This is a genomic window from Actinoplanes sp. NPDC051494 (genome assembly GCF_044454705.1).
Lineage (GTDB): Bacteria > Actinomycetota > Actinomycetes > Mycobacteriales > Micromonosporaceae > Actinoplanes.
This window is the reverse complement of sequence record NZ_JBITDZ010000004.1, coordinates 350,604-374,315: the sequence shown is the minus strand read 5'-3', so window position 1 is coordinate 374,315 and position 23,712 is coordinate 350,604. Positions and strand designations below refer to the sequence as shown.

Genomic DNA, 23,712 nt, shown 5'->3' with positions numbered 1-23,712 from the left:
AGGAAATCAGTTCGTCACGATCGTGGTCGTCGCGACGACCGTGCCGGCGATGAGGGCGGCGGTCAGGCCCGCCTCGATGTCCTTGACCGCCTGGCGCACCGCGCCGCCGGCCCAGTCACCGTCGCCCAGTTCCCTCAGACGGCCCTTGACCTCTTTGCCGGGCAGGTCCGGGAAGACCAGGCCCTCCCAGCCGAGCGTGCCGACCAATCCACACAACGCAGCCGTACGGGCGTCCGGCTCGGATTCCCCGGTGACCGCGTCGCGCATCCGCGTGCGGGCGTCGGTCTCCACCGCGGGCTCGCCGCCCCCGACGGACGGGAACCGGGTCCGCGGGAAGATGAGCAGCGCCTTGTCGGAGCGCCGTTCCAGGATCTCGGCGGCGACCAGCGCGTCCAGCACGGGCCCGCGGGCCTTCCACGCGAGCCGCTGCAACCAGTCGCGTGTGGTGCGCGGCTTGTCGTCCCGGATCCGGTTCGCGACCGCGACCACCAGCGCGTTGCCGCCGGCCGGGCGCCCGGTCACCACCAGCTTGTCGTCGTCCCGGCGTTCGACGACCCCGGCGAGAGCAAGCTCCACCAGGTACGCGCCGGCGATGCCGTAGTCGAGCGACGCGGCCGCCGCCGGGGCGGTCCCGTCCTCCCGGTAGGCGAGCAGCACCAGTTGTTCAGCCAGCGAGATCGTCATGCGCTCCACGGTAACCGTCCGGGTCACGCAGCCGGTCGAGGGCGGCCCGGCTCTCGCCATGCCGGTCAGGTGGTTTCGCCGTGCCGGTCAGGCGTGAAGAAGCGGACGATGTCCTGCGCCGCGGTGGGGGACAGCATCATCGCCTGGACCCGCGCGGACATCTCGGCGATCGGGCCGATCCTGGCGAACATCGCTTCCTCGTACGCCGGGACCGCCGTTTCCGGATCGGCGGCGAGCCGGGCCGCGAGTTCCGCGGCGTCGAGCATGGCCTGGTTGGCGCCCTCGCCGACCGGCGGCATGAGGTGCGCGGCGTCGCCGATGAGGGTGACGCCGGGCCGGCCGGCCCAGCGGGTGCCGGCCGGCATCGCCTCGGCCCGGTGGGTCGTCGCCGTGCCGGCGCCGGCGTCGATGAGGGCGGTGAGGCGGGGTGCCCAGCCGGCGAACAGGTCGGTGAGGCGGTGCGGGTCGACCCGGCGATCGTCGGCGGGCAGCGTGATCCCGACGCGGAGGTTCCCGTCACCGAGGCGTTGCGCCGACAGGATCCGATTGACGCCGACGCACCAGAGGTTCCCGGGGCCGACCAGCTCGGCGAGGTCCGGGTGGCGCCGGTCGACGTCGGCGACGGTCAGCTGCACGAGGGTGGTCACCGGGGACAGCTCGGCATCGGTCAGCAGCGCCCGGACGACCGAGTGGGCGCCGTCCGCGCCGACGAGCAGGTCACAGCCGGCCCGGTGGCCACCGTCGAACGTCAGCTCCCAGCCCCCGGCCGTTGCGGGGGCCGCGGCGACCAGCCGGTGCCCCCAGACCACCGTGTCGGCGGGCAGCGCGTCGAGCAGCAGGTCACGCAGCGCGCTCCGGTCGATCTCGGGACGTCCCTCGAAGGAGCCGGGTGACGGGGTGTGGTGCACGAGGGTCTGCCCGGCCGGGTCGAGGATGCGGTGCTCCTCGCCCTCCGGCCGCGCCCGGGACCGGAACACGTCGGTGAGACCCGCCGCGGCCAGCGCCCGCTGACCGGACTCCGGGTTCAGGTCGAGCATGCCGCCCTGCGACCGTGCGGTGCGGTGCTCCTCGCGCTCGTAGACCACCGACGTCATGCCGTGCCGGTGCAGGATCAGGGCCAGCGTGAGCCCGCCGAGACCCCCGCCGGCGATCGCGATTCTCATTCCCGCTCCCTTACCGTACGATGTACTGGTGGATACACCGTACGGTAGCGACCCGACGCCCGTTTGGGAACGGCCCGAGCCGCAACCACGCGCCGCGCCGGTGGTGCTGACCCGGGCGAAGATCGCCGCCGCCGCGATCGAGCTGGCCGACACCCACGGTCTCGACGGCCTGTCGGTGCGCAAGATCGCGAAAGAGCTCGGGGTGGGCCCGATGCGGCTCTACGACTACGTGCTCAACCGATCCGAGCTGCTCGACCTGATGGTCGACGACGTCTACGCCCACATCGCCGAGGCCGCCCGGCCGGCTGGCTGGCGTGACACGGTGCTGGCCATCGCCCACGCGACCCGGGCCGCCGCGCTGGACCACGAGTGGTTCGCCGATCTGCTGGGCGGGCGGCCACATCTGGGACCCCACGCGCTGGCGGTGGGCGAGGCGAACGCGGCCGCGCTGAGCCAGGCCCCCGGCGTGCGCGGCGTCGACGACCTGCAGCGGGTGCTGAGCGCTCTCAACGCGTTCCTCGTCGGGGCGGTCCGAAGAGAGGTCACCGAGCGCCGCACCGCCCGGTCCACCGGCACCGACGTGGCCGCGTTCCAGACCGGGCTCGGCCCTTACCTCACCCGGATGCTGGCGACCGGCCGATATCCCACCGTCGCCCGGCTCGTCATCGACGGCGCCCACCTCGACGCCGGGGAGACGTTCGGCCAGAACCTGGTCACCGTCCTGGACGGCATCACCAACCCGATCGCGCCGCCGCCAGCTCCGTGAGCAGCTCCAGCGCGACCTCGGCCATGCGCTGGTCCGGATCGTACGCGGGATCGTAGGAGGCCAGCGTCGCCGAGGCGAGCGGGATCCGGTCGGTGAGCACCCCGACGACCCGCAGCGCCTCAGCGGCCGACATTCCGTCGGGGGCGGCGTAACCGTTCGCCGGTGCGATGCCCGGGTCGTGGACATCGAGGTCGACGTGGAGGTGCACCACGTCGACGTGCGTGGCGAGGGCTTCCACGGCCTGCCGCACGACGGTGGCGTCGCGGGCGTGTGCCACGGTCAGCCGGGTGATGGACGACGACCGGAGTGCCTCCTGCTCGCCGTCGTCGAAGCTGCGTGCCCCGACGAGCATGACGCGGTGGTCCGGCACGGGCCGGAAACCGGGAACGCTCGCGGTGAGCGCCGTCCAGCACCGGCCGGTGACCATCGCGAGGCCGTGGCCGTCCAGGAACCCGGAAGCATCGGTGCCGGGGGTGTTGAAATCGCCGTGCGCGTCGAACCACACCACCCCCACCCGGGCTTGCGGCGCGGGCGCGGCGAGCATCCCGACGGTGGTGTTGCAGTTGCCGGACAGCAGGATCGGCAGTTGACCGGCGCCCCGCGCCCCGGCCGCCTCGCCGGCCACCAGTCGCTGCAGCTCGAAGGCGGTCCCGATCTCCGCCCGCCACGACGGCGACGCCTCGACCAGCCGCTCCTCGACGTCGTGCCCGCGCCTGCGCAACCGCGGAGCGGCACCCGCCCCGGCCAGCGCCAGGGGCCCGGCACCCATCCGGGCGGCGCGGTGCCCGGAGTCGTACGGGACCTGGATCAGCCGTACCGGTCGCGCAGCGGTGGTCATGGATGTCATTCTGCGCCCCGCTGCCACGCGCGGCAGGCGGGAACCCGCTCGGCCGATTGCGGGCGGGGCCGGACGGGTATGCCGGTGACATGTCGGGCGATGATGACTCCGGGGCCGGGCGCCCTGTCCTTGCCGTGCTGGTCGGCGCGCTGATCGGGCTGGTGCCCAGCGTGTTCATCTACTCAGGAGCGGGCCGGAGCAATGACCTCGGGGTCGGCTCCCTGTGGCTCGCCGTCCTGGTCTGGCTGGTCACCTCGGTGGGGGCCGGCTGGACGCTGTATCGCAAGGGATGGCGGGCCTGACCCCGCCGGTGACCGGGCACCGGGCCCGGCCACCAGCGGCGATGTGGCTCAGCCGGCCTGCGGCTTCACGGCGTTGAGCCGGTCGACGAAGACGGCGCCGCCGTCCTTGTCGATGCCCGCGATGTCGATCTCGCCGCCGGCGAAGATCGTGAGCGAGCCGAGGTTGAGGCCGGTCTTCCACTCCACGGCGGAGACGTCGGCGAGCGGGATGTCGACGAAGTCCTTGCGGGCCAGTCCCTCGTGCAGGAAGAAGAGGCGGGTGCCGGTCAGCGCGAGCAGCCCGTTGCCGGCTCCGTGCCGGCCGGCCACCAGAGCCAGGACGCGCTCGCCGTCGCGGAGCTCGGACTCCAGGTCTTTCAGCTCCTTGCCCGCCCCGATGGACGAGCCCATGAGTGCCGACGCCGCGGCGATGTCTTCCCTGTCCTGTTCGGACATGACTTCTCCTCCTCCATGACGCAACCGGGGTCGCGGGCCGGCGCGGCAGTCGCGGACTGCCGCGCCGGTGGGCGACGATATGCTGATGCCCCTATTCGGGGCTATCCATTCTTGTTGACCGCTTCCACGGCGACGGTGGACAGCGCCATGCAGCCGGCCTGGCCGATGACCATGGAGGCGCCGGCCGTCACCGGGGCCGCGAGACCCAGTACGAAGTTGCAGCTGACCTCGACGATGAGACCGACGAAGAGATCCTGTGCCAGCGCTTCGAGACCGGCGGTGTCACCGTTGGCGAACGCGGACGCCGCGGTGCCGAGGTCCTTGTACCACATGGCGTCGCCGATCCAGTCCACGATGCTGTTGCCCGTGGGGTCCGCGTGGTTGACCGGGTTGTCCGCGGTGTAGGCGTAGGGCATGTCCTTCCCGCTGGGATCGACCTGGGTGAAGCGTCCCAGGGAAGGGTTGTAGTAACGGGCACCGAACTTCGTGAGCCCGGTGGAGCCGTCGTAGTAGCCGGACGCGTAGCGCCAGGGGTTGGAGATCTGCTGGGTGGCCGACAGCTGTACCCCGTACGCGTCGTAGCTGTAGGAGTTGACCTTGGTGGCAGTGCTGTTCACCAGGCCGACCACGGAACCCAGGCCGTCGACCAGGTAGTAGTACCGCGCCCCGCCGGACCGCAGGCTGATCAGGCCGCCGGTGTTGTCGCGGGTGTAGTGGTCGGTGGCGCCGGGAGCCGGGTCCACCGTGTCCGGGCCCACGGCCGGAGCGGCACCGCTGCCCGCTTTCGCCCAGGCGACCCCGAGGGCCGAGGTGCCGAACGTGGTCGTCCCGGCCGTGCGCCGCTCGGTCTGCGCGACACCGCCGTAGGTCAGCGGGCTCAACGGCGTACCCCCCGGTTTGGTGATCGAGGTGTTCTGGTTGGCCGCGTTGTAGCCGAACGCCCAGCCGGAGGACGAACCGGTCGTGTTGCCGTTGCCGTCGTAGGTGTACGTCGTCGAGCCCGCCGAGGTCAGCTGGTGGGCGTCGTTGTACTCGTACGACGTGGTGGTGCCGTTCTCCGTCTTGGAGGTGCGGTGGTAGTTGCTGTCGTAGGCGTAGTCCCGGTCGAGCGAGCCCGGCCCGTCGGCGCCGGTGAGGCGGCTGAGCTTGTCGTAGGAGTAACTGGTGGTGCCGGACAGGTCGGTCGCCGACTGCTTCAGCGCGGTGTCGGCGTTGCCGTTGGTGTAGTTGTAGGTGAAGCTCGACAGCTTCGCCGACGTGGCGTCGTTGGTGGCCGTGATGGACGTCTGCCGCCCGGCCTTGTCGTACTTCATCTCGACGGTGATCTGCGGCGTGGTCGGCAGGTACATGAAGCGCCGCCGGTTGTTCTCGTCGTAGGTGAACGTCACCGCCTTGGGCGCGCCCGGTTCCTGCACCGACTTGAGCAGGTTCACCTGGTCGTACGCGTAGGTGACGGTGCCGCCGGCGTCGGTGAACCCGGTCAGGTTGCCGTTGCGGTCGTAGCCGTAGCTCGTGGTGCCGCCGCCGGGAGCGGTCTTGCCGGTGGGCCGGCCGAACCCGTCGTAGGTGAGCACGGTGACGCCGGTCGGGTCGGCGACGGTCGTCAGGTTGCCGTCCGCGTCGTAGGTGTACAGCACCGTGGTGTTGTCGTGGTTGGTGATCTTCTTGACCCGGTCCAGCGCGTCGTATTCGTAGCGGGTCCGTTGTCCCTTGCCGTCGGTGCGCTCGGCCATCCGGGACAGCGCGTCGGGCGCCACCACGATGTCACCCAGCGGGGACGGGTTGTCGATCCTGGTGAGGTTGCCCTTGGCGTCGTACGTGTAGTTCGTGCGGACGTCGTCGGCGTCCTCGCGCCAGTTGACCGTGCCGTTGTCGTTGTAGTCGGACTCGTTGATCTCCTGCCCGGGGTACTGCGAGCTCTCGGTCGCGGTCTTGTTGCCGGCCGAGTCGTAGGAGTACGCCAGCGTGTTGCCCTGCGCGTCGGTGGATCCGCTCGGTGCGTTCGGGTGCGACGTGCTGTTGTAGTCCATGGTGGACTTGGCGCCGGTCGCGATGCCGATCGACGTCATGTTGTTGGTGTTCGGGTCGTAGCCGAACGTCGTCGTGTTGGCCAGCGAGTCGGTCAGCGTCTCGACGTTGTCGTTGGCGTTGTACTTCTTGTCCCGCTTGTGCCCGAGGGCGTCGGTGACCTTCGTGACGCGGTCGCGGGTCTCGTACGTGTGGGTGGTGATCCCGTCGGTGGTGTCCGACGACGCTGTTCCGTTCGGGTCGGTGACCTTCGTCGAGCCGGCCGCGTAGGTGAACGTCCACCGCGACTCGGCGGGGCTGGCACCCGGGTTGAGCTGCTCGTAGTAGTCGATCATCCGCGACGTGTCGGGTTCGTAGCCGAGCGTCGTGGCCCGGCCGCCGGGCGTGGTGATCTTCGAGAGCCGGTCCCCGCTGTACTCGAAGCGGGAGACCCCGCCGGCCGCGTCGGTGACGGTCTCCAGGTCCTTCGCCGAGTTGTACGTGTACAGCACGCGCCGCCCCGAAGGATCGGTGATCGAGGTCAGCCGCCCGTCCGCGTACGCGAGCGTGGTGACCCGGTCCTGGGTGTCGGTGATCGTGGTGGCGTTGCCCGACGCGTCGTACCCGAAGGTGATCTTGTTGTCGTTCTTGTCCTTGGTGCGCAGCAGCCGGCCGGTCGAGTCGGCGAAGTAGTAGCTGCCCTCGCTCTTGTCGAACTTCAGCCGGAACTCGCCGGTCGAGGTGTCACGGGTCAGCTTCGCGTCCAGGCTCGGCGGGGTGCGCCAGGCGCCGGAGGCGGAGTTAATGAACTTCGCCGTGAAACCGGTGGCGGCGTGGTAGGTGACGTCCGCGGTGGCGTGGTCGGACTTGGAGTACACCAGCTTGACATCCTGGGCGGTGCCCAGCTCCCAGCCCTTGCCCAGAGTGGACACGTCCGTCGACCGCGAGTTGTAGTACCGGTCCACCTGCAGGTCGGTGCCGGTGCCGCGGATCTGCAGGTCGGTCGCCTTGAGCAGCAGGTTGCCGTTGGCGACGTTGGCCCGCAGCTGCAGCCGGTCGCTCAACGTCTGGTCCTGGAACGAGAACCGGCCCTGCTCACCGGTCGGCGAGCCGTCCGAGGTGGTCATGAAACGCCATCCCGACCAGGGACCGGCCAGGCTGCCGTCGAAACCGCGGGCCCGCCATTTGTACGTGGTGTTCGCGTCGAGCTTCCCCGACGGCACCTCCCAGGTGGACTCGCTGCCCTGGTTGACGGTCGCCCCGGAACCGGACGCCTTCAGGGTCGCCCCGGTGCGGTCGTAGACCTCGTAGTCCACCCGGCCGGTGCCGCCGTCGGGGTCGCTGAACACGGCCCGCATCGTCGGCGTCCGGGTCTCGGTCTCGGCGGCGTCACCGGGCTGCAGCTTCAGCGGGTCCAGCGCGTTCGGGTAGCTGTTGTAGGTGACCACCGCGTACGGCTGCTGACCCTGCTGCTCCGGCTCGGCGGGCTGGCTCGACCGGAACTGCTTGAAGCCGATGCTGTTGATCGACGTCTCGTCGGTGGCCCGCAGGCCCATCGGGGCAACCGACTTGTTCGCGGCCACCGCCCGCTGCACGAACGACGTGCCACTGACCGAGACCCAGCCGTCCTTGCAGGACGAGTTGTTGCCCTTGGTCGCGGTGCTGGTCACTTCCTTGGTACGCCAGGCGGGCTGGTTGGCCCACCGGCTGGCGGAACTGGCCGCGTCGGTCGTCCAGACCTCCCACTGCGCCGCCGTGCACGACTGCGAGTACCAGTTGTAGAAGTTGAACGTCGCGGCCGTGACCTGCTTGCCCACCAGCGGGCCGGTGTTCCAGTGGATGAACGACCGGGTCCGGTTGCCGCTGGTCAACCCGAGCTCCAGGTCGTTGGCGCCGGACCGGTCGATGTTCTCGGTCTCCTTGACGTAGGTGTCGAAGCTGACGCCGAGCGGGTTGATCTGCGGGTCCACGGTCACCGGGTACACCGTCGCCGGGTCGGTGAAGAAGCCACGGTCCGGCCGCAGCGCCAGGTCGGTGACCCCGCCCGAGCGTGCGGTCTGCTTCGTGGCGACCTTGACCTGCCGTTTCGGCCCACCGGTGGCCGGGTCGACCGAGGAGTCCCACATCTCCGGCGTGGGCAGCGTGCCCACGGTCCGGCCGGACGCGTCGGCGAACACCAGCCCGCCACCGCCGTCGGCCTTCGTGGTGAGCCCGGCCGCCCGGACCGGCAGCTGCAACGACGCGACCGAGGCGGCCGCGTCGGCGTTCTTCACGACGAAGAACTGCTCCACCGCGGTCCGGGTCGCCTCGACGACCAGGTCGACGCCGGGGCGCACCTCGGCGTACGTGGCCTTGTTGCCCCGCAGCACCGGAGCGGGCAGTGCCCCGTCCCAGCCGATACTGACCCGCTTGTCGCCCACGGCCGCGCTGAGCAGCTCGTGGTCACCGGCGCCGGTCGCGCCGGACAGCTTCACATCCGCCGGGTGGGCCACCGGAGCGACCGATCCATCCGCCTCCGCACGCATGGTCAGGTCGATCGGCACCCATTCGCCGGCGTCGTCACGCATCCGCACCGGACCCGAGTAGATCTTGGCGGTCCAGGTGCCGTCCGGATTGGCGAACACCTCGGTGGTCTCGGTACGGCCCGCCAGGTTCTCCACGGCTTTGCCGCAGGCCCGGGCACCGGCCATCGCGGTGACTTCGTCGCTCTGCTGGTCGCCGCAGGCCGGGGCGGTGCCCGGTGCGGCCGGCGGGACGGCCGGTGCCGCGACGGCCCGGCCGCCCGTTCCGGGAACGGCGGCGGCGACGAGTACCAGCGCGGTGAGCGCCCCTATTCGCCGGATTGCCGGTTTCGTTGATCGGAAAAGGGCATGATCCATCGACGGACCTCCTCAGTCCTCAGTGGTGATGGAAATCGCACGGTAATGACGTCCATGCAGGACCGTCAATTGGTTACCGGCGAAATGCATGTCCCCACAAATGCGGACTTAGGAATCGCGTCTTTACTCTGAGCTATGTAGATGACCTTATTGAAGTGCAGCTCAAGAGAATTTTGCATCGATGAATATAGATTATATGACCCACGTCACTAATTGCGTGATCGCGAAAGCGGCAGGCCGGCCACCCCGTGCGGGGAGGCCGGCCTGCGACAAGAAGTGGTCGTGTCAGCGGCGATTGTCGAACTTGTTGCGGACACCCCGGCCGGTCGTGAAAGCCTTGCGGGCCAGCCACAGACCGCCGACAACCATGATCACAATGAGCAGGATGAGCAGGATGCGCATGGAGGCCTCCACGATCCGGTCCGCCGAACGGGATGCGGCGGTGTCACCCCACCATGCCCGCCCGCGGTCCGTCCTAAGCCCACCACGGGTGTCAAAGGTGGTTCGTCCAGATTCCGCGTTCGCGGTCCTGGTCTTCCGCATCTCGCCGGGCTGTCACCGGGCCCAGCCGGGCACCTCCGACGGCTCGCGGTCGGTGGGGCCGAGGTAGTCGGCGGACGGGCGGATGATCTTTGCCAGGCGCTTCTGCTCGAGGATGTGCGCGCTCCAGCCCGCCGTCCGCGCACACGTGAACAGCGGCGTGAACAGCTCGGCGGGCACCCCGGCGAAATCGAGGACGATCGCCGCCCAGAACTCCACGTTGGTCTCGAGGATCCGGTCGGGTTTGCGGTCGCGCAGCTCGGCCAGCGCCGCGTTCTCCAGAGCCAGCGCCACCTCGTACCGTGGGGCACCCAGCTCTTTCGCCGCCGCGCGCAGGATGCGGGCCCGGGGGTCCTCCGCGCGGTAGACCGGGTGCCCGAAGCCCATCAGCCGGCGGCCGCTGTCCAGCACCTCCCGCACGTATCCGCGGGGGTCGCCGTCGCGTTCCACCGCCTCGACCATGCCCAGCGCCCGCGACGGCGCGCCGCCGTGCAGCGGGCCCGACATGGAGGCGACCGCGCCGGACAGGGCAGCGGCGACGTCGGTGCCGGTGCTGGCGACGACCCGGGCGGTGAACGTGGACGCGTTCATGCCGTGCTCGGCGGCGCAGACCCAGTAACGGTCGATCGCCTCGACGTGGCGGGGATCCGGCTCGCCCTGCCACCTGATCATGAAGCGTTCGCTCACCGAGCCGCCCTCGTCGACCCGCCGCTGCGGCACCGCGGGCAGGTCACCGCCGCGGGCGGCCTGGGCCACGAACGACAGCATCATGACCGAGGTACGGGCCAGATCCGCGCGTGCCTGTGTCTCGTCGATGTCGATCAGCGGCCGCAGACCCCAGTGCGGGGCCAGCAACGCGGTCGCGGCCTGGACGTCGGCCCGGATGTCGCCGGAACGCACCGGCAGCGCGAACGCTTCGGCGGGCGCGAGCGGCCGGTGGAAGTCACCGTCGACCAGCAGGCCCCACACGTCGGCGAACGTCGCCCGGCCGACCAGCTTCCGCACGTCGATGCCCCGGTAGCGCAGGGAGCCACCGTCGCGGTCCGGTTCGGCGATCTCGGTCTCGAAGGCCACCACGTCGGCGAGGCCAGGTCTACCCGTCAGCATCCTTCGACTGTCGGCCCCGCCCAGCGCTCTGTCAACATTGATCGAATCAACATGAGACCATATCCACATGAGCGAGGACCGGCTGCTGACCACCGACGACGTGGCCCGCCACCTGGGGGTCAAGAAGGCCACCGTGTACGCGTACGTCAGCCGTGGCCTGCTGGTCAGCCGGCGCAACGCCCGTGGCAAGGAGAGCGTGTTCCGTGAGGCCGACGTCAAGGCGTTCAAGGCCCGGCGACGGCACGGGAGCACCGCACCGGAGCAGGCCATCGACACCGGCATCACGCTCATCACGGAGAACGCCCTGCACTACCGCGGTTTCGACGCCACCCTGCTGGCCCGGCGCGCGTCCTTCGAGGCCGTGTCCACGCTGCTGTGGACCGGCACCCTGCAGCACGTCGCCTGCACCCCGGATCCCGGCCTGCTGGCACTGGCCGAGGCGGTGACCGCGCCCCTGCCCACCACCGCCCGCTTGACCGACCGGCTGCGGGTCGTCGTGGCCGCCGCCGGCGCCGCCGACCCCCTGCGCTTCGACACGACCCCGGCCGCCGTCGTCACCACCGGCCGCACGATCATCGCCACCATGGTCGCCGCCCTCCCGCCCCGCTCGCCCGAGGCGGACGGCACCCTCGCTGCCAGGTTGTGGAGCCGGCTCACCGACGCCGCGCCGGCCCCCGACCGGATCGAAGCGCTGAACGCCGCCCTCGTCCTGCTGGCCGACCACGATCTCGCGGCGTCCACCTACGCGGCCCGGGTGGCGGCCTCCACCCGCGCGCATCCCTACGCCGTGGTCGGCGCCGGGCTGGCCGCCCTGGACGGACCCCTGCACGGCGCCGCCAGCGGCGTCGTCGCCGACCTGCTCAGCACCGCGATCCGGTCCGGCGACGCGGTGGGCACGGTTTCCGACCGTCTCCGTACGGGCGGCGGTGTGCCCGGCTTCGGCCACCCGCTCTATCCCGGCGGCGACCCACGGGCCGCGGCGCTGCTCGGGTACGTCGCGTCACTGCGGGACCCGGGTGTCCCGGACGCGATCGACGAGGTGCGGGCCGCGGTGCGGTCCCGGCCGAACATCGACTTCGCCCTGGCCGCCCTCACGCTGCGCACCGGCATGCCCCCGGACGCCGGCGAGGCCATCTTCGCGATCGCCCGCACGGCCGGCTGGATCGCGCACGCCATCGAGGAGTACGCCGACCGCCCCAGCCGCTTCCGCCCCAACGGCCGTTACGCCGGCGTTCGAACCGGGCCGAAGGGGGCACTGTGATAACCCCTGCCGGCAATGACTCCCTCGGACCGTTCCGCCGAGGTTTGCTGGCACCGACCGTGACCACCGTCCTGAACGTGACCCCGGAGGCGTGATCCATGCGTACCGCGAAGCTCGGAGATCTTGAAGTGGGCCGTATCGGCCTGGGTGCGATGGGTATGTCGCACGGTTACACCGGCTCCGGCAGTGACGACGCCGAGTCGATCCGCACCATCCACCGGGCCGTCGACCTGGGCGTCACCCTCATCGACACCGCCGAGGTCTACGGCCCGTACGTCAACGAGGAGCTGGTCGGCAAGGCGCTGCGGGGCCGTCGTGACCAGGTGGTGCTGGCGACCAAGTTCGGCCTGATCTCGCACACCGGGCGCGCGGCCGGTTCGGCCGACAGCAGCCCGCAGAGCATCCGCACCGCCGTCGAGGGGTCGCTCAAGCGCCTCGGCACCGACCACATCGACCTGTACTACCAGCACCGCGTCGACCCGGACACCCCGATCGAGGACACCGTGGGTGCACTGGCGGCGCTGGTCGGGGAGGGCAAGATCCGGCACATCGGCCTGTCCGAGGCCTGGATCGGCACCATCCGCCGGGCCCACGCCGTGCACCCGATCGCCGCGCTGCAGTCGGAGTATTCGCTGTGGACCCGTGATCAGGACGAGGTGCTGCCGGTGCTGCGGGAGCTGGGCATCGGCCTGGTGGCGTACTCCCCGCTGGGTCGTGGTTTCCTCACCGGCGCGCTGCGGACGCCGGCCGATGTGGAGAAGCTGGACGACAGCGACTTCCGCAAGACCCACCCGCGTTTCACCGGCGAGAACTTCCAGCGCAACCTGGCCATCGCCGACGAGGTGCAGAACGTCGCCGACCAGGTGGGCGCCACCGCGGGTCAGGTGGCCCTGGCCTGGCTGCTCGCCAAGGGCAACGACGTCGTCCCGATCCCGGGCACCAAGCGGGTGACCCGGGTGGAGGAGAACACGGCGGCGGACGCGGTCGAGCTCACCCCCGCCCAGCTGGCCACCCTCGACGCGCTGCCGGTGGCCGAGGGCGGCCATCACACCGAGGAACAGATGAAGATGATCGAACGCTGAGCGGTCAGCCGCAGGTTCAGGCGATGGCACGGTTCTGCTCGCCCGAACCGGTCACGGTCGCGAGGTACCTGCTGCCGGTCACGGTCCGGCCGTCGTCACTGCCGTCGCCGCCCACCAGCAGCGGGTTGCCGAACTGGGCCGGCAACCTCTCGTACCGAGCGGTCGCGACGCGGTAGCGGAAGCCGACGACCTGGCCGCCACCGTCGAAGCCGTCCGCGCCGATGACCCAGCCGTTCGTGATGCCGGCCAGCCGGGACGAGAAGTACGTCCCGCCGGTCCCGGTCAGCAGGCGGGTGCTGCCGTCGGGCAGTCAGAGCACGCCCCGCGATCCGCAGACGCCGATCTCCGCGGTGCCGGCCACCGTGCCGTCCCGGTCGATGCCCACGGCACCGGCGGAGGTGGCGCCGGGTGGGAGCGGCAGCACGGTGGGCCGGGCGAGGTTGCCGGCCCAGACCACCGCGCTGCCGGAATCTCTGCCCGACCGGTAACGGCATACTTTCAAGATCGGCTTGCGGGACTCCGTAGACCCGCGCAGGGAGGTCGTCGTCAACGGCCTCCACCAGCAGCTCGGCCTCAACGAAGCGCTCGAAATCGGTGATCATGCCCCGCGGTGCGCCGCTCGACTCGGCGCCTTTCTTCAAGTCTTCCAGCAGCTGAGTGATCGCAGCGGAGACCAGATCAGCATGAACACCAAACGCTGCGCGCTTACCCCCTGCGGCGGATCGAACGCGAGAACATCAGCGGTCGCCACGTTCAAGCCGTGAACCGCGTCCGCCAGGTCCATGACCACAGGACGAAGCCGACGGCCCACCGGACGCGGGCCACCCTTGACCGCGGCGTCGATACCGGTGAGCGCGTCACGTACCAGCTCAAGAAATCCCAGTACGTCGCTGTCTTGCAGCACCGTCTGCCATTGGACACCGGTAACTGGAATGGGAGGCTCCGTCGCGGCCACCGGTTGGGACACCTCCCAAAACTCGCCCAAAGACCCAAGAGATGCCCTCACCGCTTGCATCGTCGACATCAGTAGATGTCGGCCGACCTCAGCGGTCGCCACGTCGGATGGATGCCGCAGTTCGGAACGGCTAAGGGATTGTGTGACCTCCGGAAACATCCGGCTGAGGGCTATGGTGTCCGGTGATGCCCGGTTCAGAGAGCCGGGATCACTGTTCATTGGAACCGTTAGGGGTGGCCGATGCCACGGCGGATTGTTGTTGCCCATCCCGACTTCGGCCGCAGGCTCAAGGAACTGCGTGAGCAGCATGGATTGTCGCTGCGCCGGCTCGGCGGGATGATCCACTGTTCGCACGGCCACCTGTGGGATCTCGAATCGGGGATCAAACGGCCGAGTCTGTCCGTCGTGGTTCTGCTGGATCAGGCACTCGAAGCGGGCGGGCAGTTGTCCGCCATGGTGTCCGAGGTGTCAGCCGACACCGATGCCCGGCCCGTCGCGGTCGAACAAGCGGTGATGGCCATGCCGTCCGGGCTAGAGTTCGCGCCGGACTGGCGGCACGGCATAGATGTCGCTGTTGATCTTTGGCGAGGCGATATGCAGCGGCGGAACCTTCTTCGACAGGTGGGCTTCAGCGCAACGGCCTTCCTGCCAGCGGCGATGCGATGGCTGATGTCGTCGCTCGACGAGCGCCCAGCCGGCAACGGTGAGCGGCTGATCGGTGCCGCCGACGTTGAGACCGTGCGCCGGATGACCGTGACGTACCGGACGCTGGACAACCAGTTCGGCGGCGGCCATATCCGCGACAGCCTGGTGCGCTTTCTCAACGCCGATGTCACCGAGCTGATCAACGGCCGCTACGACGCGGAGACCGGCCGCCAGTTGCTGTCCGCGGTCGCGGAGACGACCCAGCTCGCGGGTTGGGCTTCGTACGACGCCGGGATGCACGGGCTGGCCCAGCGATACCTGATCCAGGCGCTGCGCCTCGCGGCGGGAGCCGGGGACCGGGCGCTCGGAGCTGAAATCTTGGCGGCGATGAGCCATCAGGCCGCGTTCCTGCGCGCCTCAGGCGAGGCGGTGGATCTGGCCAAGGCCGCCAGCCGCGCAGCGGCCGAGGCGGGCATCGCCGCGATCCAGGCGGAGTCGGCAGTTCTCGAAGCCCAAGGCTATGCCGTCGGCGGCGACGAGAAAGCCTGCGCAGCAGCGCTGAACAGGGCCGAAGCAATCTTCGACAAGGCTGACCGGACCAGTGAGCCGCAGTGGATCGGCTACTTCGACGAGTCCTACCTGGCTGCCAAGTTCGGCCACTGCTTCACCGCACTCGGACGGGGCGATATCGCTGCACGGTTTGCCACCCGGTCGCTGGACATGGACGGTCGGCAGTATGCGCGGGGGCGGCAGTTCAACCTGGTCCTGCTCGCTGTGGCGCACGCGCAGAACGGCGAACCGGAAGAAGCCGCACGGGTCGGTGTCGACGCAGTCGAAGCCGCGGAAGGGCTGTACTCGTCACGAGCCCGCGACTACCTGACCGATCTCGCCGACCGTCTCTCCAAGCATGTCGGGCTACCTGCGGTGCGGGACTTCGCGGAGCGGGCCCGGCCGGTCCTGGCCAGCGCCTAGAGTCTGCCGGTCGCCTTGCGCAGCAGCAGGGCGAGCAGCCCGGAGACGGAGCCGGCGCCGACGATGATGCCGTTGTCGATGTGCTGCTGGATCTCTCCGAGTGGAATCCAGCCGAGGCGTTCGGCTTCGTTGATGTCCGGGGCCGCGCCGGTGAAGTCGGCGCCGCGGGCGAGGTAGACGATGTTCTCCTGGTCGATGGTGCCGACCATCGGCTGGAAGCTGATCAGCTTCTCGATGCTGCGCGGCCGCCAGCCGGTCTCTTCCTCGACCTCGCGGGCTGCGCAGGTCAGGGAGTCTTCGGCCGGGTCGAGGTAGCCGCCGGGCAGTTCCCAGACCCAGCGGTCGACGATGAAGCGGTGCCGCCACATCATCAGCACTCGTTCGTCGTCGTCGAGCACGATGACCATCGCCGCGGCCGGGATGCGCAGAACGTACTGCTCGAAGCGAACGCCGTCAGGTAGCTCCACGTCCGCGATGCTCAGCACCGCCCGGCGGGTGTCGTCGACGACGCGCTCTCCGTGGATGGTCCATTCACTGGCTCGCTTCGGCTCAACACTCATCAGCGCACAGTAGCCGTACGCCTTCCGGGTTGTACTCCGACACCTGCCGCGTCGGCTGACAGCGGCTGACGCCTGTCGCCTTCATTTCCGGGTCGCCGGACCGCCATGCTGTGACCGAAACACCTGGTGAACAGCAGCGAAGCCCACGGCGACCGCCGCACCACGCCGGCCGCCACCCCTGAAATCGAGACCGGGCACGCGGTCCCCGCCGCACCACAACGAACCAGCGGACCGGTGGGACCACCGTGACAGTACGTCGTAGGTCGGCGTGCCCACGCCTATCACGGAAGGCAGGACATGGCGACGACGACGAACCACCTCACTGGCGGAGGTGAGTCCCAGTGGTGGCGATAGCGGCGACGAGCGCACTCCTGGTGGGGTTCCTCGCTGGCCTGATCAGTTTCAAGGTCAAGAGCCGGTGGTGCCCGCAGTGCGGCGCGATGACCACCGCCGACCTGCCCGCAGCGACTGCCACGCCGGCCACGCTGAGCGTTCCGAGGTGGTCGGCGTTGCCGACGCAGTCCTACAACCAAGTCGGGCGAGCCGGAGCACTCACCCCGGCCCAACGGCGCCGCGCGAACGGACGGGCGGCCTGACGATGATCATGAGGCACTACCCGCCCGCAGTACTCGTCCACGTGCCCGAGTGCATGGAGGGGTCCGCGCTCCCGGCGGTCATGGCGCCCGTCCTGGAAACCGGCTTCTACAGCCACCGCTTCCATTTCTGCTTCGCCGAGGCTGGCTACGACCTCGCCACGGTCGCGGCCGCGCATGTCATCCGTGACGGCATCGTCGCGATGGTCACCGTCGAACGACTCGACTACCGGCCACATCGCTACGTCCCCAGCGACGACCAGCCGGCCGACGCCCTGCATCCCCGTTGTCGCGTCTGCTACGGCACCCACGGCGAGGGCCAGCCGACTCATCCCGTAGTCGGAAGCGAGAGCACCTCTCCATGAACGCCGAGCGATCGACTTCTCCGCCCTTCAGACGGCCCGGTCCGGTCGCCTTCCCTGCGAAAGACGACGACCAGACCGGGGCGAATGCACCACCCGCGAGGACGGACCTCGTGGCGCACACGCAAAGGAGAGCATGCCATGGACACCGACGACCTGTACTCGGTCGAGGTCCCGGAAACGGCGTTCCGCACGCCGTGCGGCGGCAACATCGGCGGCAGCCTCGAGTCTTGCGTCTCGTTCGCGGACATCCCCGGCGAGCCCGGCGCCTACGCCATCCGCGACACCAAGCTCGGCGGGGCCAGCCCGACCCTGCGCTTCAGTGCGGCGGAGATGACCGACTTCGTCACCGCCATCACCGGCCCGGGCGACAACGCCTGATCCGCAAGCCCAGTTCACACCCGGTGGGCCGCCGTCCGGCGGCCCACCGCACCGGACAACAGATTGAGGAAGCGGGATGGCCCTCGGGCACTGGCACGGCTATCTCTGGACCGGACCAGGCAAGGATTTAAAGGACGAATCGCTGCGCCGGCCCAGTGCACCCGGCACACCCGCGACCCAGGAATTCCTCCGGTCGTCACTGCCGCCGATGCGGCTCGGCCACTACCTGTTACGCCGCAGCGCCGCCTCCGCAGATCTCACTTGGACCGACGTGGACGAAGCCATCGACTGGATGGCCGCCACCTACAAAAGCCACCCGCCCATGGAAGGCGACGTCGGATTCCCCGCCGTAAACGGCGCCCCACCACCGCTGGCCGGCGATGTCGGACTGGACGCGCGCAGAGCAACCTCCCGTGACGGGCTGATCAACGGTGTGGACGCCTACTGGCAGTACTACACCAACCCGAACGGCGGCATTGTCGCCTACGCGGCTATCTGCTGCCCGCACACCCACCTGCCCGACATCCCATGCCCGCTCCCGCCCCGACCCTGACCACTCCCAGCCCGCGGAGGACGCCGTGTCCCTCAGGATGCTGTTCGATCAAGCGACGTACCAGGACATGATGACGAGCTGGCCGACCGAACCAGCAGTCCACGACCTGCCCGACGGCAGCCACTTGCCGGCCATCGTCAACGCGAAACTGCTCAACACTTACCTCGACACCGGCTGCGCGCCCGCCGACGAGATCAACGTCGTCAAGGATGGCGCCGCCCGCCATCCTCGCGCGTACGCGACCGCCGGCAAGCTCGACCCCGCACGGATCGCTATGTGGCGCGACCGCGGCTACAGCTTCCAGATCCGTAACCTGGACCGCTGGTACCCGCCACTGCACGCCATGTGCCGAGCCATCCAGCACGAGACCGGCTACGGCTGCTACGTCACCGCATTCGTCACCCCCGCCGGAGCCCAGGGCCTCGACTACCACTGGGACCAGAACATCGGCATCATCTACCAGGCCGCCGGTGTCAAGACCTGGCAGATCTGGCGGCCGGTCGTCGACGAACCCCACCGCGGCTACAAGGCATCCAACACCCAACCGCTCGCCGAACTGGTCGAGCAACTCAAGGCAAACGGCCCGGACCTGGAGATCGAGCTCAAACCGGGACAGGTCCTCGTGCTTCCGCGCGGCTGGGTCCACAACCCGCACGCCCTCGACCAGACCGAGGACAGCGTCCACCTGACCTTCGTCATCCGCGAACGCACCGGCTACTGGATCGGCGAGAAGCTGGCCAAGGCCGCCATCGAATCGACCCCGCTGCGACGCGTGATCGCCCCGGTCGACATCGTCAACGAAGACGCGCTCGCCGCGCAGATCGACCAGGCACGAAGCGCATTCGTCGATTGGCTTGGCAAGGTCGACACCCAAGCGTTCGCCGCCGAACTGCTCGACGCTACCCGAAGCGAACTCGAACCCGACTACATCTGACGGCCTAACATGCCGGCCGGCTCGGCGGGGAATTCCCTGTGGCTCCCGCCGAGCCGGGTTGCACCATCCCGCCACCGGATCTCATCCGGCAGATTGCTCCAGCCCGGCGACGAGGTACGGGTGAACTGGTCGTCAGGTTCTTGCGTTGTCTCATATGAGAGGTATGGCGACCGCGAGAATCTGGAGTGTAAATGACACCTGAGCAGAGAGCCGTAGAGCTGATAAACGTGTTCAGCAAGCCTGAGACCAGTGATAAGCGGAAGATGGACGAGATCTACATCGCGCTCCGGGTCACTCTCGACGAAGATATCCCTCAGCTGGCCCAAGAAGTTACCGATCTCAATAGAGAAATCGCCGTGCAGGTGCTGACCAGCATATCTGCTCTGATGAAGGAGCAGCGCCTTCAGGCCAGCTATATCGAGAAGGCGCTCGAGGGCTTACCCGCGCCGGGTGCCGCGCCGGGGGTCGCACCTTTCGCTGTCGATGCGGCAAGGGTCATCCGGCAATTCAGCCCGGAGGATGCTCGCTCGATCGCGGAGGAGATGCACCGCAGAGGCCGAGCCGCTAAAAGTATTCCGATGATCGAAGGTCGTTTGAAGGATCAATTTGAAGAGGTGCTTGACGGGTGGAAGAACGTATATTCCTCGGTGGACCACCGTGGTGATGAATTGATCCTGCGGATGGCGGAGGTGCATCAAGTCGTGGCTCGTGGTGGAAGTCTCGCCGGCAATTTCAGGAATACTTTGGAGGGGTTCCGTGTCAGAGTGTCCGCAGCCTCTGTCGTGTCGAACCGGGCGCCGGCGGCACTCGTGGACGCCGGCGGTCAGGGTGCGGGCCGCGCATATCGGCCGAGTCCTGCCCAGGGGACCTCGCGCGCTGTGAGCCGGTGACACCGGACCACAGCGTTCGCCGGCCGGAGGTTCTGTCAGAGGGAGCGGTCGAGGAAGTCGCGGATCAGGGGGGCGGCGACGTCGAGCTGGTCCTCGAGGAGGAAGTGGCCGGTGTCGAGCAGGTGCAGCTCGGCCTTGGGCAGGTCGTTGAGGTAGGGGTGCGCGCCTTCCGGGGGGAAGATGTAGTCGTTCTTGCCCCAGAGGATCAGGGTCGGCGGCTGGTGGGTGCGGAAGAACTCCTGGAACTGCGGGTACACCGTGACGTTGGTGCCGTAGTCCTTGAACAGGTCGAGCTGGATGTCGTCGTTGCCGGGCCGGGCCAGCTGGGTGATGTCGTGCAGCCAGGTGTCCGGGTCGAGGCGGGTCTGGTCGGCGACGCCCAGGGTGTACTGGCCCTTGGTGGTCTCCTCGGACAGGATCGGCCGGATGGCGTCGCGCTTCTCGAGCGTGTCCTCGGCCCAGTAGGCCTTGACCGGGTCCCAGAACTCGAGCAGACCCTCTTCGTACGCGTTGCCGTTCTGCACGATCATCGCGGTGACCTGCTCCGGGGCGGTCAGTGCCAGCCGGTAGCCGGTGGGGGCGCCGTAGTCGAACGCGTAGAACGCGTACCGGTCGATGCCGAGCTGGTCGAGCAGGCCCCGCATCAGCGTCGCGTAGTTGGCGAACGTGTAGTCGAACTCCGCGCGGTCCGGGCTGGCCGAGTGGCCGAAGCCGGGGTAGTCGGGTGCGATGACCCGGTACTTGTCGGCGAGGGTCGGGATCAGGTTGCGGTACTGCGACGACGACGTCGGGAAACCGTGCAGCAGCAGCACGACCGGCCCGTCCGCCGGACCGTCCTCCCGGTAGAAGATGTCGATCCCGTTGACCTGGGTGGTGTGAAAGTGCATGGGTCCACTCCTCATTCGGTTGCCGGTCCAGCTGACGCTATGAGTCACCAATGGACAGACACTGAATGAGGAGTGGACCTGCCTGGTTACGGCTTCCTGGCCCCGGAGCGCACGAAGACCGGCATCGTGTCCAGCGTCGTGGTGACCGACGCGGTGGTGCCGCCCGCGTACTTCTTGCCGGTGAAGTAGTCCGTCCAGGTGTTGCCCGGCGGGAACCACACCGTGGTGGACGCGGTCGTGCCCGGTGTGGTCACCGGGGCCACGAGCAGGTCCGGTCCGTACAGGTACTGGCTGCCCGCGGTCGCGTAGGCGTTCTGCTCGCCCGGGTAGGCGAGGTACATCGCCCGGACGATCGGGGTGCCGGTACGAGTCGCCTCAGCCGCTGCCGCGTACGTGTAGGGCTGCAGTTTCTTGCGCAGGTTGAGGAACTTCTTGGCCGACGCGTTCGCCGCGGCGCCGTACTGCCAGGGCAGGCGGTCGCTGTGGTTGGAGTGCAGCCGGTCGATCGGCTGGAACGTGCCCATCTGGACCCAGCGCGCGTACAGGTCGTCGGGCAGTTTGGTGCTGCCCGGTTCGCTGCCCGGCTCCTGCAGCCCGCCGGTGTGCCCGCCGATGTCGTGGCTCACCGCGGCCAGGCCGGTCGCCGCCGACTCGCCCGGGGTGTAGCCGACCTCGAACCGCAGCGTCTCCCAGTTGGACAGCGTGTCGCCGGTGAAGTGCAGCGTGGTCCGCTTGTCGGCCCACGGTCCGGTCGGCACCGGGCCCGGGTTCGCGTACCCTCCGGCCTGCAGTGCGCCGTAAGCCCGGGAGAACGCGAAGCCGGTCTTGTCGGCGTATTTCTGGTTGATGACCGCGTCGGAGCCGGTGGAGGCGTCGCAGCACCAGTCCAGCCACCAGAAGTCGAGATCGCCGGCGTCCATCTGGTCGTGCAGCCAGAAGTATGCCTTCAGCTGGTCGGGGTCGGCGAAGTCGAACACGTAGCAGTCGGGGCCGCCGTTGCAGCCCTTCTTCACCAGCTTGCCCTTGGCGATCTGCTGCGCTCTCGGGAACGCCGGGTCGGTGCCGAGGATGCTGGGGTGGATGTTCAGGCCGGTGTGGATGCCCTGCTTGCGCAGCTGGGCGGCGAACGTCTTCCAGTCGGGGAACCGGCTCTCGTCGATCGCCCAGCCGTTCCAGCGGTCCGGCGACTTGAAGTCGGTGTCCACCACGAGTGCGTCCAGCGGCACGCCCTCGCTCTTGAAGCGCGCCACGATGCTCTGGAACTCCGCGGCGGTGCGGTCGTAGTACTCCGAGTACCAGACGCCGTACGCCCACTTGGGCAGCAGTTTGGTCGGCCCGGTCAGGGTCGACAGCTCCCGCAGCGCGCGGCGGTAGTCCTGGCCGTAGGCGAACACGTACCCGTCCTGTACGAGGGGACGGTGCGGTGCCGACGCGGAGTCGTCGACCAGCGACCACCCGTCCTGGTACAGCAGCCCGCCGTAGGTGCGCGCGCCACCGCTGACGTTGTCCAGGCCACGGCGGTAGCCGCCGAGCGGTGCGTGCGGGGCGAGCAGCGGGGCGTTCTTCGCGGTGACCGCGACGGTGTCCACGTTGACGTGGCAGCTCTGCTCGGTGGGACAACTGAGCGTCACGGTGTTGGTGCCGGCCTTCAAGGACACCAGGACCGATTCGGTACGCCAGTAGTCCCACCCGCTCGTCGGCGGCAGCGTGGCCGTGACCGGGGTGCCGCCGTTCGCGGTCACCGCCATGGTCCGGGTCTGCAGCGGCTGGCTGCCGGCCTCGGCGTTCGCGTAGCGCACCTGCACCCGGTAGGTGCCCTTGGCGGGCACGCCGGTCACGGTCAGGGCGACATTCGCATCGGTACGTTCCAGCCCGGCCAGGAAGCCCGCACCGGAATAGCCGTTGTGGTCGTCGGCGAGCCGCGCCCCACCGGCCTGCGCGCCCTGGTCGGCCTCGCACACCGTGCCGAACGCGCACGGCTGCGGGCTGGGCGGTGTGGGGGCGGGGAACGCGGCGCCCGGTGCGAGCACGGCCAGGCTGTCGACGTTCACGCTGCCCGAGTCGGTCGCGGTCCGCACGATGCGGACCTCGTGCCGGCCCGCGGTCAGATTCAGCGGTACGGACGCGAGCGCCCACGTGTCCCAGCTGCCGGTCGGCGGAAGGGTCAGCGTGCCGGCCGCGACCCCGTCCACCGTGACGGTGAGGGTACGCGCGACGTTCTGCCCGTCGCCACCGGTGCTGTTCGCGTACCGGACGGTCAGATCCTGGGTGCCGGCGGCCGCGGGGGTGACGGCGAAGGCGACCGAGGCGCCGGTGCCCTCGAAGCCGGCCGCGAAGCCCCGCCCGGTGAAGTCCCGGTGATCGGTGGCCACGCTCGGACCGTCGAGCGCCAGCTCCTCGGCCTCGCACAGGGCGCCGGGCGCGCAGGCGGGCACACCCTGACCGGCCCACGGCGCGGCGGTCACGCTCTGCTTGCCGGCCTTCGTCCGTACGGTGAGATTGTCCGCGGTGAACGGCCCGGAACCGACCCGGTAACGCAGCGTCGCCGCGCCGGTGTCGATGGTCAGCCAGCCCCTGGCGACCTGCTTCGTGAACCGGGTCGGCGCGAAACCGTCCCGGCCCACCACGTTGAACGTGTCCCCGTCGGTGAACCGGCCGCCGGCGGCGTACTCGGTCCTGATCAGGGTGGGGGAGAGGACCTGGAAGCGGGCGTCGCCGGAGATGACGGACTGCCGCTTCGCGGTGGTGGCCTGGGCTGCGGAGGAGGACGAGGTCAGCGCCACCCCGCCCGCCACCAGGACCAGGGAGGCCGCGGCGGCGGTCCTCCGTCTGACAAGATCGCGCACCGGACGCTCCACATCGGTAACGGGGAAATACCTTCGTGACAACGCTGTCACTCCGCAGCAACAAATGTCA

22 protein-coding genes are annotated in these 23,712 nt (G+C 69.3%); 11 read left to right on the top strand and 11 right to left on the bottom strand.

The features are described 5' to 3' along the window. Positions 1 to 6: 6 nt before the first annotated feature. Both ACIA6A_RS18395 and ACIA6A_RS18390 read right to left on the bottom strand, forming a co-directional pair. On the bottom strand, positions 7 to 684 hold the full coding sequence (locus ACIA6A_RS18395; protein ID WP_396098875.1) for a GPP34 family phosphoprotein: 678 nt from the start codon (positions 682 to 684) through the stop codon (positions 7 to 9). A 65-nt stretch (positions 685 to 749) separates the two neighbouring features. Then, positions 750 to 1,847 (bottom strand): FAD-dependent oxidoreductase, encoded by a 1,098-nt coding sequence (locus tag ACIA6A_RS18390; RefSeq protein ID WP_396098874.1) that lies wholly within the window; start codon positions 1,845 to 1,847, stop codon positions 750 to 752. Between the two features lie 28 nt (positions 1,848 to 1,875). On the opposite strand from ACIA6A_RS18390, the gene ACIA6A_RS18385 reads away from it, so the two are divergent. Then, on the top strand, positions 1,876 to 2,613 hold the full coding sequence (locus tag ACIA6A_RS18385; RefSeq protein WP_396098873.1) for a TetR/AcrR family transcriptional regulator: 738 nt from the start codon (positions 1,876 to 1,878) through the stop codon (positions 2,611 to 2,613). On the opposite strand, the gene ACIA6A_RS18380 is transcribed toward ACIA6A_RS18385, so the two are convergent. Beyond that, positions 2,579 to 3,451 (bottom strand): arginase family protein, encoded by an 873-nt coding sequence (locus ACIA6A_RS18380; protein ID WP_396098872.1) that lies wholly within the window; start codon positions 3,449 to 3,451, stop codon positions 2,579 to 2,581. The two genes, ACIA6A_RS18385 and ACIA6A_RS18380, sit on opposite strands and share 35 nt — an antisense overlap. Before the next feature lie 89 nt (positions 3,452 to 3,540). On the opposite strand from ACIA6A_RS18380, the gene ACIA6A_RS18375 reads away from it, so the two are divergent. Continuing rightward, the gene (locus ACIA6A_RS18375) at positions 3,541 to 3,753 is read left to right on the top strand and encodes a hypothetical protein (RefSeq protein WP_396098871.1); all 213 of its coding nucleotides are present in this window, start codon (positions 3,541 to 3,543) and stop codon (positions 3,751 to 3,753) included. A gap of 48 nt (positions 3,754 to 3,801) precedes the next feature. On the opposite strand, the gene ACIA6A_RS18370 is transcribed toward ACIA6A_RS18375, so the two are convergent. From ACIA6A_RS18370 to ACIA6A_RS18360, 3 genes are all read right to left on the bottom strand, one after another. Continuing rightward, positions 3,802 to 4,188, bottom strand: coding sequence for a PH domain-containing protein (locus ACIA6A_RS18370; RefSeq protein ID WP_396098870.1), 387 nt, complete (start codon positions 4,186 to 4,188; stop codon positions 3,802 to 3,804). Positions 4,189 to 4,289: 101 nt separating this feature from the next. Continuing rightward, positions 4,290 to 9,074 carry an RHS repeat-associated core domain-containing protein gene (locus ACIA6A_RS18365; protein WP_396098869.1) on the bottom strand — a complete coding sequence of 1,595 codons (4,785 nt, stop codon included), beginning with the start codon at positions 9,072 to 9,074 and terminating at the stop codon, positions 4,290 to 4,292. A 555-nt stretch (positions 9,075 to 9,629) separates the two neighbouring features. Beyond that, positions 9,630 to 10,721: a citrate synthase 2 gene (locus tag ACIA6A_RS18360; protein ID WP_396098868.1), complete on the bottom strand. Its 1,092-nt coding sequence runs from the start codon at positions 10,719 to 10,721 to the stop codon at positions 9,630 to 9,632. Positions 10,722 to 10,788: 67 nt separating this feature from the next. Between ACIA6A_RS18360 and ACIA6A_RS18355 the strand changes: the two genes are divergently transcribed. Together ACIA6A_RS18355 and ACIA6A_RS18350 are read left to right on the top strand one after the other, a co-directional pair. Then, entirely contained in the window at positions 10,789 to 11,982 is a 1,194-nt protein-coding gene (locus ACIA6A_RS18355; RefSeq protein WP_396098867.1) for a citrate synthase family protein, read from the top strand. 98 nt (positions 11,983 to 12,080) lie between these two features. Beyond that, a complete protein-coding gene (locus ACIA6A_RS18350) occupies positions 12,081 to 13,064 on the top strand; it encodes an aldo/keto reductase (RefSeq protein WP_396098866.1) in 984 nt (327 codons plus the stop codon). Positions 13,065 to 13,080: 16 nt separating this feature from the next. On the opposite strand, the gene ACIA6A_RS18345 is transcribed toward ACIA6A_RS18350, so the two are convergent. Further along, positions 13,081 to 13,209, bottom strand: coding sequence for a hypothetical protein (locus tag ACIA6A_RS18345; protein ID WP_396098865.1), 129 nt, complete (start codon positions 13,207 to 13,209; stop codon positions 13,081 to 13,083). Between the two features lie 76 nt (positions 13,210 to 13,285). On the opposite strand from ACIA6A_RS18345, the gene ACIA6A_RS18340 reads away from it, so the two are divergent. Continuing rightward, entirely contained in the window at positions 13,286 to 13,552 is a 267-nt protein-coding gene (locus ACIA6A_RS18340; protein ID WP_396098864.1) for a hypothetical protein, read from the top strand. A gap of 149 nt (positions 13,553 to 13,701) precedes the next feature. On the opposite strand, the gene ACIA6A_RS18335 is transcribed toward ACIA6A_RS18340, so the two are convergent. Beyond that, positions 13,702 to 14,019 (bottom strand): hypothetical protein, encoded by a 318-nt coding sequence (locus ACIA6A_RS18335; RefSeq protein WP_396098863.1) that lies wholly within the window; start codon positions 14,017 to 14,019, stop codon positions 13,702 to 13,704. Between the two features lie 240 nt (positions 14,020 to 14,259). Between ACIA6A_RS18335 and ACIA6A_RS18330 the strand changes: the two genes are divergently transcribed. After that, positions 14,260 to 15,636, top strand: a complete 1,377-nt coding sequence (locus ACIA6A_RS18330) for a helix-turn-helix domain-containing protein (RefSeq protein ID WP_396098862.1) — start codon at positions 14,260 to 14,262, stop codon at positions 15,634 to 15,636. On the opposite strand, the gene ACIA6A_RS18325 is transcribed toward ACIA6A_RS18330, so the two are convergent. Next, entirely contained in the window at positions 15,633 to 16,199 is a 567-nt protein-coding gene (locus tag ACIA6A_RS18325) for an NUDIX hydrolase (RefSeq protein WP_396099003.1), read from the bottom strand. The two genes, ACIA6A_RS18330 and ACIA6A_RS18325, sit on opposite strands and share 4 nt — an antisense overlap. A 601-nt stretch (positions 16,200 to 16,800) precedes the next feature. Between ACIA6A_RS18325 and ACIA6A_RS18320 the strand changes: the two genes are divergently transcribed. The 5 genes from ACIA6A_RS18320 to ACIA6A_RS18300 all read left to right on the top strand — a co-directional run bounded on the left by ACIA6A_RS18320 (position 16,801) and on the right by ACIA6A_RS18300 (position 19,909). Next, positions 16,801 to 17,154 carry a hypothetical protein gene (locus tag ACIA6A_RS18320; protein WP_396098861.1) on the top strand — a complete coding sequence of 118 codons (354 nt, stop codon included), beginning with the start codon at positions 16,801 to 16,803 and terminating at the stop codon, positions 17,152 to 17,154. Between the two features lie 138 nt (positions 17,155 to 17,292). Continuing rightward, entirely contained in the window at positions 17,293 to 17,532 is a 240-nt protein-coding gene (locus ACIA6A_RS18315; protein ID WP_396098860.1) for a DUF397 domain-containing protein, read from the top strand. Positions 17,533 to 17,608: 76 nt separating this feature from the next. Continuing rightward, complete coding sequence (locus ACIA6A_RS18310) at positions 17,609 to 18,085, top strand: hypothetical protein (protein ID WP_396098859.1); 477 nt, start codon at positions 17,609 to 17,611, stop codon at positions 18,083 to 18,085. 37 nt (positions 18,086 to 18,122) lie between these two features. Then, positions 18,123 to 19,019: a JmjC domain-containing protein gene (locus ACIA6A_RS18305; RefSeq protein WP_396098858.1), complete on the top strand. Its 897-nt coding sequence runs from the start codon at positions 18,123 to 18,125 to the stop codon at positions 19,017 to 19,019. A 263-nt stretch (positions 19,020 to 19,282) separates the two neighbouring features. Next, positions 19,283 to 19,909 (top strand): hypothetical protein, encoded by a 627-nt coding sequence (locus ACIA6A_RS18300; RefSeq protein ID WP_396098857.1) that lies wholly within the window; start codon positions 19,283 to 19,285, stop codon positions 19,907 to 19,909. A gap of 35 nt (positions 19,910 to 19,944) precedes the next feature. On the opposite strand, the gene ACIA6A_RS18295 is transcribed toward ACIA6A_RS18300, so the two are convergent. Both ACIA6A_RS18295 and ACIA6A_RS18290 read right to left on the bottom strand, forming a co-directional pair. After that, the gene (locus ACIA6A_RS18295) at positions 19,945 to 20,796 is read right to left on the bottom strand and encodes an alpha/beta fold hydrolase (RefSeq protein ID WP_396098856.1); all 852 of its coding nucleotides are present in this window, start codon (positions 20,794 to 20,796) and stop codon (positions 19,945 to 19,947) included. Positions 20,797 to 20,882: 86 nt separating this feature from the next. Further along, positions 20,883 to 23,642, bottom strand: coding sequence for a TIM-barrel domain-containing protein (locus ACIA6A_RS18290; RefSeq protein ID WP_396098855.1), 2,760 nt, complete (start codon positions 23,640 to 23,642; stop codon positions 20,883 to 20,885). Positions 23,643 to 23,712: the final 70 nt, after the last annotated feature.

Coding starts and splice junctions, on each gene's coding strand:
- ACIA6A_RS18395 (WP_396098875.1), bottom strand. CDS start 684: ATGACGATCTCGCTGGCTGAACAACTGGTGCTGCTCGCCTACCGGGAG.
- ACIA6A_RS18390 (WP_396098874.1), bottom strand. CDS start 1,847: ATGAGAATCGCGATCGCCGGCGGGGGTCTCGGCGGGCTCACGCTGGCC.
- ACIA6A_RS18380 (WP_396098872.1), bottom strand. CDS start 3,451: ATGACCACCGCTGCGCGACCGGTACGGCTGATCCAGGTCCCGTACGAC.
- ACIA6A_RS18375 (WP_396098871.1), top strand. CDS start 3,541: ATGTCGGGCGATGATGACTCCGGGGCCGGGCGCCCTGTCCTTGCCGTG.
- ACIA6A_RS18370 (WP_396098870.1), bottom strand. CDS start 4,188: ATGTCCGAACAGGACAGGGAAGACATCGCCGCGGCGTCGGCACTCATG.
- ACIA6A_RS18365 (WP_396098869.1), bottom strand. CDS start 9,074: ATGGATCATGCCCTTTTCCGATCAACGAAACCGGCAATCCGGCGAATA.
- ACIA6A_RS18360 (WP_396098868.1), bottom strand. CDS start 10,721: ATGCTGACGGGTAGACCTGGCCTCGCCGACGTGGTGGCCTTCGAGACC.
- ACIA6A_RS18355 (WP_396098867.1), top strand. CDS start 10,789: ATGAGCGAGGACCGGCTGCTGACCACCGACGACGTGGCCCGCCACCTG.
- ACIA6A_RS18350 (WP_396098866.1), top strand. CDS start 12,081: ATGCGTACCGCGAAGCTCGGAGATCTTGAAGTGGGCCGTATCGGCCTG.
- ACIA6A_RS18340 (WP_396098864.1), top strand. CDS start 13,286: ATGACCCAGCCGTTCGTGATGCCGGCCAGCCGGGACGAGAAGTACGTC.
- ACIA6A_RS18330 (WP_396098862.1), top strand. CDS start 14,260: ATGCCACGGCGGATTGTTGTTGCCCATCCCGACTTCGGCCGCAGGCTC.
- ACIA6A_RS18320 (WP_396098861.1), top strand. CDS start 16,801: ATGAGGCACTACCCGCCCGCAGTACTCGTCCACGTGCCCGAGTGCATG.
- ACIA6A_RS18315 (WP_396098860.1), top strand. CDS start 17,293: ATGGACACCGACGACCTGTACTCGGTCGAGGTCCCGGAAACGGCGTTC.
- ACIA6A_RS18310 (WP_396098859.1), top strand. CDS start 17,609: ATGGCCCTCGGGCACTGGCACGGCTATCTCTGGACCGGACCAGGCAAG.
- ACIA6A_RS18305 (WP_396098858.1), top strand. CDS start 18,123: ATGCTGTTCGATCAAGCGACGTACCAGGACATGATGACGAGCTGGCCG.
- ACIA6A_RS18300 (WP_396098857.1), top strand. CDS start 19,283: ATGGACGAGATCTACATCGCGCTCCGGGTCACTCTCGACGAAGATATC.
- ACIA6A_RS18295 (WP_396098856.1), bottom strand. CDS start 20,796: ATGCACTTTCACACCACCCAGGTCAACGGGATCGACATCTTCTACCGG.